Genomic DNA, 13,004 nt, shown 5'->3' on the forward strand with positions numbered 1-13,004 from the left:
TTTAGATGTGTATTGACACAGTCTCCGTAATATTTTCTGTGTAACGCTTATACAGCAGGCTTTTGTGCCTGAACGGTATATATGACATTATTATGATTTGTGATTATTGTTGCAACTGTTATTGTTTTATATTTTATAAGTTCCTGTGTTTTTTGTAAATTTTGTATTATTTTTTGTTGTTTTTTTGCAAAGTGAAAAGCTTGGTCGGTTGATTAAAAAGATAAAAGGTCGTCTGAAGGCGGTATTCAAGGTTTGCAGGGTTTTGACATCAGATTGATTTGAAAACCCGGAAATGTCGGAACGGTATGCGGGAAACGCCGCATTAAAAGGCAAGGTCGTCTGAAAGCATTTATAATCCCGCTTTCAGACGACCTTTTGAACATCCGTTCTCTAAAAAATAAACTTGACCTTATGAAACCCAAATTCATTACTTTGGACGGCATAGACGGTGCGGGCAAATCAACCAATCTTGCCGTTATCCGCCAATGGTTCGAATCCTATAATCTTCCCGTATTGTTTACCCGCGAGCCGGGCGGTACGCCAGTTGGCGAGGCTTTGCGCGAAATTTTGTTGAACCCTGAAACCAAGGCGGGCTTGCGCGCGGAGACGTTGATGATGTTTGCGGCGCGGCAGCAGCATCTTGAAGACGTTATCCTGCCTGCGCTGGCAGACGGCATTCATGTCGTTTCCGACCGTTTTACCGATGCGACTTTTGCGTATCAGGGCGGCGGGCGCGGCGTGCCTCTGCAAGATATTGAAATGCTGGAAAATTGGGTACAGGGCGGGTTTGGTCCTGATTTGACTTTGCTGCTGGACGTGCCGCTGGAAGTGTCGATGGCGCGTATCGGGCAGACGCGCGAGAAAGACCGTTTCGAGCAGGAGCAGGCAGATTTTTTCACCCGCGTGCGTGCTGTTTATCTCGAACGCGCCGCCGCGCATCCCGAACGCTACGCGCTTATCGACGGCAACCGGAGTTTGGAGGAGGTGAGGGCGGATATCGAACATGCGCTGGCGCGCAGTTTCGGTATGGATGTTTAAAACCGAATGAAGGTCGTCTGAAAGCATACGTTTTTGCTTTGAGGTTGTTTGTTTCAGATGAAAATAGCGGTATGCGCCGCATTGGGAACATGGTAAAATTACACGCTATTACAAAATAGGTTTATTTGTTAATAAATAAACCCTTTGTGATGCCAAACGTCCCGAAACCAACGTTTCAGACGACCTCGTCTCAACATCTCTCTCGCAACAGGATCGAAAAATGGAAAACTCATTAAAAGAAGCCGCACTGAAATTTCACGAATTCCCCGTGCCGGGTAAAGTCTCCGTTACCCCCACCAAATCGCTGGCCACGTCCAAAGACTTGGCTTTGGCGTACTCGCCGGGCGTCGCGGCTCCTTGTATGGAAATCCATGCCGATCCGCAAAATGCGTACAAATACACCGCCAAAGGCAACTTGGTTGCCGTGATTTCCAACGGTACCGCGGTTTTGGGCTTGGGCGACATCGGCGCATTGGCAGGCAAACCTGTGATGGAAGGCAAAGGCGTATTGTTTAAAAAATTCGCCGGTGTGGACGTATTCGACATCGAAATCGATGAAAAAGACCCGCAAAAACTGGTGGACATCATCGCCGCGTTGGAACCGACTTTCGGCGGCATCAACCTCGAAGACATTAAAGCGCCTGAATGCTTCTACATCGAACGCGAATTGCGCAAACGCTGCAAAATCCCGGTATTCCACGACGACCAACACGGTACCGCCATCATCACCGCTGCTGCCGTATTGAATGCCCTGCGCTATACCGGCCGTAAAATCGAAGAAGCGACCTTGGTTTGCTCCGGCGCGGGTGCGGCTGCGATTGCCTGCTTGAACCAACTGCTCGATTTGGGTTTGAAACGCGAAAACGTTACCGTTTGCGACTCCAAAGGCGTGATTTACAAAACCCGCGAAGACAAAGACCGTATGGACGAGTCCAAACAGTTCTACGCCATTGAAGACAACGGTCAACGCGTGCTTGCCGATGCCGTCAAAGGCAAAGACATCTTCTTGGGCCTCTCCGGCGCGAACCTGCTGACGCCTGAAATGCTGAACACCATGAACGCCAAGTCTATCGTGTTCGCCATGGCAAACCCGAATCCGGAAATCCTGCCGCCGTTGGCAAAAGAAACCCGTCCGGACGTGGTCATCGGTACCGGCCGTTCCGACTTCCCGAACCAAGTGAACAACGTATTGTGCTTCCCGTTCATCTTCCGCGGCGCGTTGGACGTCGGCGCGACGACCATCAATGAAGAAATGAAACGCGCCTGCGTATATGCTTTGGCGGATTTGGCGAAGGAAGAAGTAACTGAAGAAGTGGTTGCCGCTTACGGTAAAAAATTCGAATTCGGCGCGGAATACCTGATTCCGACCCCGTTCGACTCCCGCCTGCTGCCGCGCGTTGCTTCGGCTGCCGCCAAAGCTGCAATGGAAAGCGGCGTGGCAACCCGTCCGATTGCAGACTTGGAAGCCTATGCTGCCAAACTGAGCGAATGGAAACTGTAATCCGGTTTTAATTTGAATGTGATGTAGAAAAGGTCGTCTGAAAACTTTCAGACGACCTTTTTTCGTTTTACAGAATCTTTAGCAATGCCGAAGGCGCTGCGATGCGGTGGTCGAACGGCCAAGTTTCGGTTTGGTCTTCAGCGGCGATATAGCCCCAGTCGGCAAGTACGGTTTTCATGCCCGCGTTGCGTCCGGCCTGCATGTCGCGTTCGGCGTCGCCGACGTAAACCGTGTGTTGCGGGTCGGCGTGGATTTGTTCGCACGCATACAGCATGGGTTTGATGCTGGGTTTGGATTCGCCGCAGGTGTCGCCGCTGACGACGACGGCGGGCGGGATGACGAAGCCGAGTTTGGGGACGAGTTTGTCGGTGAAGCGCATGGGTTTGTTGGTGATGATGCCCCATTTGATGCCGCGTCTGTCGAGTTCGGCAATCATTTCGTTCACGCCGTCGAACAGCGTGGTTTTGTCGGCATAGCAAAGGCTGTATGCTTCAAGGCATTCTTGCCGCCATGCTGCGAAATCAGGATGTTCAGCAGTCATGCCGACGCCGATTTTCAACAGGCCGGCCACGCCGTGGCTGGCATACGGGCGGATTTCCGCGATGCTTTTTTCAGGCAGGTTATGGCGGCGCAATACGGTGTTGAGTGCGCCACCCAAATCAAGGGCGGTGTCGGCGAGCGTGCCGTCGAGGTCGAACAATACGGCTTGTATCATGTGTTTTCCTTTGGTGGAGGCCGTCTGAAAGGTTTTCAGACGGCCTTGTTGGTTTAATGGCTGTGGCTGTGATGTGCTTCTGCATAGGGCGAACACAAAATCTCGTTTTTGTGCGGGTGGCGTTCGCTTTCGATTTGGATGGTGCAGTGTCCGATGTTTTTGTGGGACAACTCGTGTTCGATGCGGTAGGCGATTTGCTCGGATTCGGCAACGGTCATGCTGCCGTCCACGACGATGTGGCAGGATAATACGTTGATATTGCTGGTAATCGTCCAGACGTGTAAGTCGTGGACGGATTTGACGCCGTCGGTGTTGCGGATGACGGCGAGCAGGTCATCGGTGTGGATGTTTTCGGGTGCGCCTTCCATGAGGATGTGCAGCGTCTGTTTGAGCAGGCTCCAGCCGCTGCGTCCGACCAGCGCGGCAACGAACACGCTGGCGAGCGGGTCCGCCCATTTCCAGCCGAACGCCATCATGAGCACGGCGGCGGCAATTGCGCCGATTGAGCCGAGAAGGTCGCTTAAAACGTGCAGATACGCGCCGCGCATGTTGACGTTGGCTTCGGTGTCGCTGTTTTTCAGCATGTAAACCGCCACGCCGATGTTGACCAGCAGGCCGACGACGCTGATGACGAGCATCCCCAGCGTGGCGATTTCGGGCGGATAAAGCAGGCGTTTGACGGCTTCGTAGAAAATCAGCACGGCGATGACCACCAGCGACAAGCCGTTGAACATGGCGGTGAGGATTTCAAAACGTTTGTAGCCGAAGGTCTTTTGCAGCGTGGTTTCTTTTTCGCCGAGTTTGAACGCCCACAACGCCACGCCCAAGGAAAATGCGTCGCTGAACATATGCCCTGCGTCGGAAAGCAGCGCGAGCGAGTGGGTCAGCCAGCCGCCGACCGCCTCCAGCAGCATAAAGGCGGCGATGATGATGAACGACACGCGCAATACTTTTTTGTTGGCGGTATGCGTGTGGGCGTGTGCGTGATGATGGTGTTCGTGATGGTGAGACATAACGTTCCTCAACAGAGGTCGTCTGAAACTCCGGATTCAGGGTTTTCAGACGACCTTTTTGCCTTGTTTCAAACCCTGCTCGAAATCTTCCAACATATCCAATTCGAAGCGGCTGAAGCCTGCTTTTTCGCGCGCTTCGATGTTCACATAGCCGCGGAAGATAAACATATCGTAACGGGCAATCAGACTGCGGAACAAGGCGACAGGTTCCAAACCGCGTTCGCGGCAGAGGTGTTGATACCAATGGTTGCCGATGGCGACATGGCCCACTTCGTCGCGGTAAATGATGTCCAACACGCCGCAGGTTTCCGAATCGCCGCGCTGTTCCACCTTCGCGCGTATCCCCGGCGTAACGTCCAGCCCGCGCGCCTCCAACACGCGCGGCACCAACGCCATGCGCAACAGCGGGTCGTAGGCGGTTTTATACGCCATGTCCCACAAATGGTTGTGCGCCTCAAAATCGCCGTAATCGAAGCCGAAAGCGCGCAGCCTTTCGCGCATCAGGCGGAAGTGGTACACCTCTTCCTTCGCCACCCGCACCCAGTCGCGCACAAACTGAAACGGCAACGTGCGGAAACGGTATGCCGCGTCCAAAGCCAGATTGATGGCGTTGAACTCGATATGCGCAATCGCGTGCAGCATCGCCGCATAGCCTTCGGTCGTGTTCATCTTGCGCGGCGTCAGTTGCGACGGCGCGACCAAAACAGGCTTCGGCGGCCGTCCCGCGTGGCGGAAGTCCAGCGGCGGCGCGTTTGTTTCAGCCCCGTCCATGTTCTGAACGGCGGCAAACGCCTCGTCCGTCAGCCGTCCTTTTTCATCGGGGTCGTCTGAAAGCAGGGCAAGTTCCAGCAAAGCATAGATATCAGGTTTCATTCCAAGTCTGCCGTTTTTCGGAAAACGAACATTATAGCGTTTAAAAAAAACAATATAAGGAATATAATCTTTACAATTTGGCGTTGTGCGTCAAAAACCATTAAATACCACAGTTTGCGCAGTCGGCATACATTAAAGAATTGTGAAACCCGATTGTCTTTTCCGCAGGAAAAAATCCCGAAGCTTCAAAAAATTAGCCCTCGGGAAACACTGTTTGCAAAATGTAAACCGCCCATAAGCGGCTTGCATTGTTATTTTGTAACATCGATACTGGGCGCCACACCCCTTCCAACAAGGAAAAATAATGATGAAACAACACAACCTGTTCAAATTCCTCGCCGCTTCCGCCCTGACCGCGACCATCGGTTTCGCACAGGCAGGCGCAGTGGATGCACTCAAGAAATTCAACAACGACGCCGACGGTATCAGCGGCAGCTTCACCCAAACCGTCCAAGGCAAAAAGAAAACCCAAACCGCACACGGTACTTTCAAAATCCTGCGTCCGGGCCTCTTCAAATGGGAATACACCAAACCCTACAAACAAACCATCGTAGGCGACGGTCAAACCATTTGGCTCTACGACGTTGATTTGGCACAAGTGACCAAGTCCGCCCAAGACCAAACCATCGGCGACAGCCCCGCCGCCATCCTCTCCAACAAAAACGCCCTTGACAGCAGCTACTCCCTCAAAGAGGACGGCTCGTCCAACGGCATCGACTACGTCTTGGCAACGCCCAAGAAAAACAACGCCGGCTACCAATACATCCGCATCGGTTTCAAAGGCGACAACCTCGCCGCCATGCAGTTGAAAGACAGCTTCGGCAACCAAACCTCCATCAGCTTCGGCGGTTTGAACACCAAGCCCAATCTCTCACGCGGCGCATTCAAGTTCACTCCGCCCAAAGGCGTGGATGTGTTGAGCAACTGATTGTTTGATGATAAAAGGTCGTCTGAAAGGTTTCAGACGACCTTTTTGTTTTTGAAGTTGAAGATAAGGTGTGTTTGAGTCGAAACCGCCTCTATCCGATACAATCCGGCTTTTGATTTTGTCAGTCGGATGGCAGGTAGGAAAAGTTCAAAGCGCTGTAACAAAGCGGATACCAAAAGGTCGTCTGAAAATATTTCAGACGACCCCGTTCGTTTACGCTTCAGGCTTTTTCGCCAACATGGTAACAAACTTAAACTGTATCGGATTGCCCGCCGCATCTTTCGCGTGCATGGCGCCGAGTTCCTCTTTGTATTCGACAATCTCCCAGTCGCGGTAGTATTCGCGCAACTCGCCTTCTTTAAATTTAAACGGAAAAGGCATAGGGCAGGGGAAGTCTTCAGTGTCCATCGCCGAAACGATCAGGTTGTAGCCGCCCGGGTTGGTGTGCGCCTGCATATCGGCAATCACTTGCGGCACGAAACGCGGATACAGGAACATAAACACAACCGTCGCCACGATATAGTCGAAATGATCTTGAAGGTTGGCGGCATTCAAATCATATTCCACCGCCCGCACGTCCAGGTCTTCGATGCGCGCCAACTCGTTGACGTTTTGCACCGCCTGCGGATTGTTGTCCACGGCGGTTACGTCAAATCCTTTCAAACCTAAAAACAGCGCATTACGCCCCTGACCGCAGCCCATATCCAAGGCCTTGCCCGCAGGAACGATATTTTCAGCCGCCACTACCGCCGAATGGGTCGCGCTCATGCCGTATTTCTTATTGAAATAATCCTTTGCCGCGCAATAAAGCGAGAGCTTGATTTCCGTGTCGTCCGTCAAAGGCTCGACCGTAAACTGTTGCTGCGGTGCAATCATGTGATCGCCGTCTTCGGCAGTCAGATCGACAGAAGCATTATCAGCTTCCGTCAATTTCAGACGACCTTGCAATACGTTCAGGCAAACCCATTCCCCCTCGTCAAACGCATGACCCGCACGCAGCGCGTCGGGAATCTCGTCTGCCTGCCAAGCCGGCATTTCTTGATAGCAAAAAAGCGCCATTTGTCCGTCCATCGTCGGTTCCTTCCAATTTGTTTGCGATAAGGTGCATATTATATGCCTGTTTGGGGCAAAGCCGCTTGGCGGATTCAAACCTTGTGATAAGATGAATGCCTTTATTGTGCAAATTGCAAAACAAACCGATATATGGACGATACCGTTTACCTTTATACAGACGGAGCCTGCAAAGGCAATCCGGGGGCAGGGGGGTGGGGAGTATTGATGCGCTACCGAAATCATGAAAAAGAATTGTGCGGCGGCGAGGCCGAAACCACGAACAACCGAATGGAGCTGACCGCCGTCATAGAAGGGCTGAAAGCGCTCAAACGCCCGTGCCGCGTCGTGATTTGTACTGACTCGCAATACGTCAAAAACGGTATGGAAGGCTGGATACACGGCTGGAAGAAAAACGGCTGGAAAACCGCCGCCAAAAAACCGGTGAAAAACGACGATTTGTGGAAAGAACTCGATGCCTTGTCGCATAAACACGAATTACAGTGGACATGGGTGAAAGGCCACGCGGGGCATTCCGAAAACGAAAAGGCGGACGCTTTGGCGAATCAGGGGGCGGCACGGTTCCTTCAACCCTCGTCCTGAAAGGTCGTCTGAAAACGCCTGAAAAATGTTCAATCAACCGCAAACAGGATTACCCCAATGGCAATGACTTGGTCCCAACTGCTTTCCCCGCAACGCTTCCGCGCAAAAAACGGCGAAATTATCCCTACGGTTACGCCGTCCACACAAGAGGGTATCGATGCCCTGCGTACCGATTTCCACATTGATTACGATAGAGTCGTGTTTTCCGGCGCATTCAGGCGGTTGGGCAGGAAAACCCAAGTCCACCCGCTTGCCGAACATGACCTGACGCACAACCGGCTGACACACAGTGTCGAAGTTGCCAGCGTCGGACGCAGTTTGGGTAACCGTGTCGGCGTCATGTTGCAAGCCGGCGGATTCCTGCCCGAAAACAATACTCCGGGCGATATTGGTGCTGTCGTCCAAGTCGCCTGTTTGGCGCATGATTTGGGTAACCCTCCGTTCGGGCATACGGGTGAGGACGCATTGCGCCATTGGTTCAGAAAGGAAACAAATCTCCGCTTTCTGACATCGCTGAGCGAAGCCGAATTGAGCGACGTGCAAACTTACGAAGGCAATGCCCACAGCCTGCGCATTGTCGCCAATTTGGAAATGTATCCCGATGCGGGCGGAATGCGTTTGAGTGCGGCATCAATCGGCGCATTGATAAAATATCCGTGGACAAGCCAAGGTCCGCGCGGGCGTTCCAAATTCAATATTTATCAAACCGAGCTGCCGTTTATCCGCCGAGTTGCAGCGGAGTTGGGATTGCTCGAAGCAGGCTGCGACCAATGGGTACGCCATCCGCTGTCATACCTGATGGAGGCTTCAGACGACATCTGTTACGCATTGCTGGATTTGGAAGATGCGGTGGAGCTTGAGTTGCTGACCGATACCGAAGTCGAAAGCGTCTTGTCTGAGCTGACCTTTGAAGAAAGTACATGGCATGCCCAATCCAGCCGCCAACGTTGCGCCATGCTGCGCGGCATTGCCATAGGCAAAGCCATCGAAGATGCCGCGCAAACCTTCATGAAACACCAATCCGATTTATTAAGCGGCGAATTTAAGGGAAAAGACTTGATTTCCTTGTGCAGCCCGGAAGTCCAAAACACTTTGGAAAAAGCCAAAGAACTCGCACGCACGCGCATCTTTCGCCACCGTACCAAGCTGATGACCGAAATTGCCACTTTCCCGTGCTTAGGGTCGATACTCGATTTGTTTGTCCCTGCTGCCCATGCCTTGCTGGTTGAGCAGAAATTAGATGTCCGCCAATCTTTAATCTTGGATCTTCTGAAAAACCATAATCCCATACTTGAAACGGACAGCCTTTATCAGGCATATATGAAAATTTTAGATTTCGTCGGCGGTATGACAGACAATGCCGCCGCCAAAATGGCTCAGGACTTGTCTGGAACCGGGATTTTAAGGTGATTTAATTTCTTTAATTTTCAAAATGTTAATATTTTATCTGGAAAAATTGAATTTAAAGGCTGGACAATAGGGAAGGGTTTCTATAATATTCGGTCTTCTTGATTCACAGCGCAGAAGCGAAGTGATGAAAATGCACCCGTAGCTCAGTTGGATAGAGTATCTGGCTACGAACCAGAGGGTCGGGCGTTCGAATCGCTCCGGGTGCGCCAAAAATCTATTTATCCGCGCCCATCGTCTAGCGGTTAGGACATCGCCCTTTCACGGCGGTAACCGGGGTTCGATTCCCCGTGGGCGTGCCAAATTTCAATAAACCCTTACTAAAAAATAGTAAGGGTTTATTTTTATCTTTTAATGCTATGCCCGCGATTTCAGCTTTTTATGCTCTTGCTAACAAAGCTGCTTTTGTCTGCATATTTCAAATGTTGTACCAATTCAGTTTATCCTGACAGTCACTGTGGGGATTATTTTGAAACATGTTTTATATTAGTCTCTAAATAAAACTGATGGAGAAGTTTGCAAAGCTCCCTCAAATCTCCCTAAATTTTTGCCGAGGTATTTAGGGAGATTTGAGGGAATTTTGCAAACATACCAGACTCTGAATTAGATTTTCACTATACATAAAACACTAATGTGAAAATTGGAGGTCGTATGAAAAGGGTTAGGGTTCAGTTTTCTTTTTCAGATGACCTTTATGATTTTGGATTTTTAAAACGGGTTTATTCATATAAACATATGGCTTTGAACATATGTATTGATTATGGTTTATTGCAACAGCTTGATGTTGATAGTTTTTTAATTTATTTGTCCTGCAAATAGGATTTGAGCTGTTACAATCTTCGCATAGGTATAATTCAGCAGTTAGAGAACGGGAGTAGCTATAGACGGTCAGAAGAATATAGAAGGAGTTTATTTTTGTTTGGGGCGGAAGGCGGTGCAAATGGCAGTATCGGTTTCAATGAAGCCACCGCCGATTAAATCCACACAATAAGGAATAGCGCCGAATAGGCCTGGTACGATGATGCTGCCATCTTCCGAGCGTACGCCGCCCAATGTTTCAGCAATGGCTTTCGGTCGGCCGGGGAGATTCACAATCAGGCTGTTGCCACGAACACCTGCTGTTTGGCGTGACAAAATGGCTGTGGGTACATAATGTAGGCTGATACGGCGCATTTGTTCGCCAAAACCGAGCAGTTCCTTGTCTAATACGGCTTGTGTGGCTTCGGGTGTGATGTCGCGTGGTGCAGGCCCTGTGCCGCCGGTGGTAAAAATCACATCGCAATGCTCTTCATCTGCCATATGGATAAGCACGCTTTTGATTTCGTCTTGATCGTCAGGAATAAGGGCTTCTACATAACGGATCGGATTGAGGACGGCTTTGTCAAGCCAGCTTTTGAGTGCGGGAATTCCTTCATCGGCATATACGCCGCTGCTGGCGCGGTCACTGGTGGAAATTAGGCCGATAGTGATGGTAGGGAGTGTGTTCATGATAATAGCAGACTCAAAAGATAGAAAACTGCATTGTACCTGATTAGCTGTATTTGTTGTGGGTGTTGGCAATGTGCAAAATAGCAGGACTTAAAATACAGACCTTCAGGTAAAGGCTAGTTTGAGAAGTTGTCTATAAAAATCATTTCTCTATAAATATACTCAATCTCAAATAGGATGATATTCTGTTTATCACCTCATTATTTTTTGCTCAACAAGTAGTTATCTATGAATGAAATCTTGTGCATAAATTGCCTCAGCCGCTTTATTTCCTATTGACGGAGAATTTGATAATAAAAAATGCCTGTCTGAAAGCTTCCTCTCAGACAGGCATTTCTCTTCACTAAGTTTTCAGACGGCCTTAACCTGCAGGTTCGTCCATCCAATCCACTTTGCTCATTTTACGCACAATCACCCATTCATCACGGTTAGAGCCTACTGTGCCGTAGTAGTTGAAGCTGTACGCCAGTTGCGCGTAGCCGCCTATCATGTGGGTCGGGTTCAATACCGCCTTGGTTACCGAATTGTGGATGCCGCCGCGTTTTTTGGTGGTTTCCGCCGCAGGCGTGTGCACCAGTTTTTCCTGCGCGTGGTACATCAGAATCATGGTTTCGGGAATGCGCTGGCTCACAATCACGCGGCAGGCTATCGAACCGTTGGTGTTGAACACTTCCACCCAGTCGTTATCCACCAACCCTGCTTTCTTGGCATCGGTTTCGGAAATCCACACGTGCGGGCCGCCGCGCGAAAGCGTGAGCATGCGCAGGTTTTCCGAATAGGTACTGTGGATGCCCCATTTCTGGTGCGGGGTCAGGAAGTTGAGCGTGATTTCGGGATTGCCGTTGGGCATTTTGCCCAGCAGCTTCTTGGTGGTTTTGGTGTCCACCGCCGGACGGTACACGCAGAAAGCAGCACCGAAATCGCGCATCCACTTGTGGTCTTGGTAGAACTGCTGGCGGCCGGTCAGCGTGCGCCACGGAATCAGCTCGTGCACATTGGTATAGCCGGCGGTGTAGCACACTTCTTCGCTCTCCACGCCCGACCAAATCGGCGAGGTAACAATCTTGCGCGGCTGGGCGACGATGTCGTGAAAGCGGATTTGCGTGTGCTCGCTGGCATTAATCAGATGCGTATGGTCGCGGCCTGTAGCTTTGCCCAAGGCTTGCCAAGCCTTTTTTGCCACATGTCCGTTAGTTTCCGGAGCGAGGGTTAATATCATCTCGCAGGCATCAATGGCAGTTTCGATTTTCGGTTGACCTTTTCCGACCCCTTCGGCTTGTACGCCGTTGAGTTTACGTAGGAATTCAACTTCATGTTTGGTATCCCAAGCCATACCTTTACCGTTATTGTTGACTTTTTCCAGCAGCGGGCCGACAGAAGTGAATTTCTCGTAAATCGCGCCGTAATCACGTTCCACCACGGTCATGGCCGGCATGGTTTTGCCCGGGATGGGTTCGCACTCGCCCAGTTTCCAATCTTTCGGGTCGAACGGCTGACCGAGTTCCTGCGGGCTGTCGTGCATCAGCGGCGTGAGCACGATGTCTTTGCGTACGCCCAAGTAGTCTTTGGCCAGCTCGCTGAATTTTTTGGCCAGGCCTTTGTAGATTTCCCAGTCAGACCTGCTCTGCCACAAAGGCTGCACCGCTTCGGTAAACGGATGGATGAACGGGTGCATGTCGGACGTGTTCAGATCGTATTTCTCGTACCAAGTGGCGGTCGGGAAAATCACGTCGGCGTACAGGCAGGTGGTGTTCATGCGGAAATCCAGGAGCGTGAACAAATCCAGCTTGCCTTCCACGCCTTCCCGCTGCTTCACTTCGGCTGGTTTCAGGCAGTCGTCTTCGTCGCTCATCAAGCCGTTTTGTGTGCCGAGCAGGTATTTCAGGAAATATTCGTGGCCTTTGCCGGAAGAACCCAAAATGTTGGAACGCCAAATAAACATATTGCGCGGCCAGTTTTTCGGGTTTTCCGGATCGTTGCAGGACATGTCCAGCGTGCCTTCTTTCAGGCCTTTGACCACATAGTCGGCGGGCGACATACCCGCCGCCTCGGCTGCATCGGTAACGTCCAGCGGGTTGGTTTCCAACTGCGGCGCACTCGGCGTCCAGCCCATGCGTTCGGCTTTGGCGTTGTAGTCGATCATGGTCAGGCGGCGCATATCGTCGCCCGCGTCGGACGTGAGCAGCTCGTCGGCGGACACAGTTTCGTGGCGGTACTGGCCGGTGTGGTTGTAGAAGAAGGACGTGCCGGCCATCTGGCGCGCGGGGCGGTGCCAGTCGAGCGCGAAAGTCAGCGGCGCCCAGCCGGACTGCGGACGCAGTTTTTCCTGTCCCACATAATGGCACCAGCCGCCGCTGAACTGGCCCCCAAATCTTGGACACTCATAAA

11 protein-coding genes and 2 tRNA genes are annotated in these 13,004 nt (G+C 51.4%); 7 read left to right on the forward strand and 6 right to left on the reverse strand.

Annotated features, from left to right (window positions below; translation table 11 throughout):
- Positions 1-411: 411 nt before the first annotated feature.
- Both tmk and HMPREF2954_RS05265 read left to right on the forward strand, forming a co-directional pair.
- The gene (tmk, locus tag HMPREF2954_RS05260) at positions 412-1,038 is read left to right on the forward strand and encodes a dTMP kinase (protein ID WP_045074145.1); all 627 of its coding nucleotides are present in this window, start codon (positions 412-414) and stop codon (positions 1,036-1,038) included.
- Positions 1,039-1,258: 220 nt separating this feature from the next.
- Positions 1,259-2,539, forward strand: coding sequence for a malic enzyme-like NAD(P)-binding protein (locus HMPREF2954_RS05265; protein ID WP_045074167.1), 1,281 nt, complete (start codon positions 1,259-1,261; stop codon positions 2,537-2,539).
- A 67-nt stretch (positions 2,540-2,606) separates the two neighbouring features.
- Here the strand turns inward: HMPREF2954_RS05265 and HMPREF2954_RS05270 are convergent, their stop codons facing one another.
- Genes HMPREF2954_RS05270 through HMPREF2954_RS05280 form a run of 3 tightly spaced genes read right to left on the reverse strand, consistent with a single transcriptional unit; the run spans position 2,607 to position 5,140 of the window.
- A complete protein-coding gene (locus tag HMPREF2954_RS05270) occupies positions 2,607-3,254 on the reverse strand; it encodes an HAD family hydrolase (protein ID WP_045074147.1) in 648 nt (215 codons plus the stop codon).
- 53 nt (positions 3,255-3,307) lie between these two features.
- The gene (locus HMPREF2954_RS05275; RefSeq protein WP_070689036.1) at positions 3,308-4,267 is read right to left on the reverse strand and encodes a cation diffusion facilitator family transporter; all 960 of its coding nucleotides are present in this window, start codon (positions 4,265-4,267) and stop codon (positions 3,308-3,310) included.
- Positions 4,268-4,312: 45 nt separating this feature from the next.
- Entirely contained in the window at positions 4,313-5,140 is an 828-nt protein-coding gene (locus HMPREF2954_RS05280; RefSeq protein ID WP_045074151.1) for a ferritin-like domain-containing protein, read from the reverse strand.
- 304 nt (positions 5,141-5,444) lie between these two features.
- On the opposite strand from HMPREF2954_RS05280, the gene lolA reads away from it, so the two are divergent.
- Positions 5,445-6,068: an outer membrane lipoprotein periplasmic chaperone LolA gene (gene lolA / locus HMPREF2954_RS05285; protein WP_003768722.1), complete on the forward strand. Its 624-nt coding sequence runs from the start codon at positions 5,445-5,447 to the stop codon at positions 6,066-6,068.
- 213 nt (positions 6,069-6,281) lie between these two features.
- Here lolA and tehB read toward each other — a convergent pair whose 3' ends face one another.
- Positions 6,282-7,139 (reverse strand): SAM-dependent methyltransferase TehB, encoded by an 858-nt coding sequence (gene tehB / locus HMPREF2954_RS05290; RefSeq protein ID WP_045074154.1) that lies wholly within the window; start codon positions 7,137-7,139, stop codon positions 6,282-6,284.
- 132 nt (positions 7,140-7,271) lie between these two features.
- Here tehB and rnhA point away from each other — a divergent pair, with 132 nt between their 5' ends.
- From rnhA to HMPREF2954_RS05310, 4 genes are all read left to right on the forward strand, one after another.
- Positions 7,272-7,721, forward strand: a complete 450-nt coding sequence (gene rnhA, locus HMPREF2954_RS05295) for a ribonuclease HI (protein ID WP_045074156.1) — start codon at positions 7,272-7,274, stop codon at positions 7,719-7,721.
- Between the two features lie 57 nt (positions 7,722-7,778).
- Entirely contained in the window at positions 7,779-9,131 is a 1,353-nt protein-coding gene (locus HMPREF2954_RS05300; protein ID WP_039404217.1) for a deoxyguanosinetriphosphate triphosphohydrolase, read from the forward strand.
- 132 nt (positions 9,132-9,263) lie between these two features.
- Positions 9,264-9,340 (forward strand) — tRNA-Arg (locus HMPREF2954_RS05305).
- A 15-nt stretch (positions 9,341-9,355) separates the two neighbouring features.
- A tRNA-Glu gene (locus HMPREF2954_RS05310) sits at positions 9,356-9,430 on the forward strand.
- 607 nt (positions 9,431-10,037) lie between these two features.
- Here the strand turns inward: HMPREF2954_RS05310 and mog are convergent.
- Both mog and HMPREF2954_RS05320 read right to left on the reverse strand, forming a co-directional pair.
- On the reverse strand, positions 10,038-10,616 hold the full coding sequence (gene mog, locus HMPREF2954_RS05315; RefSeq protein ID WP_045074159.1) for a molybdopterin adenylyltransferase: 579 nt from the start codon (positions 10,614-10,616) through the stop codon (positions 10,038-10,040).
- Between the two features lie 361 nt (positions 10,617-10,977).
- Positions 10,978-13,004 (reverse strand): molybdopterin dinucleotide binding domain-containing protein (locus HMPREF2954_RS05320; protein ID WP_141755637.1); only part of this gene is annotated, 2,027 nt, incomplete at its 5' end.

Origin of the sequence: Neisseria sp. HMSC067H09 (genome assembly GCF_001814135.1) — a bacterium.
GTDB lineage: Bacteria > Pseudomonadota > Gammaproteobacteria > Burkholderiales > Neisseriaceae > Neisseria.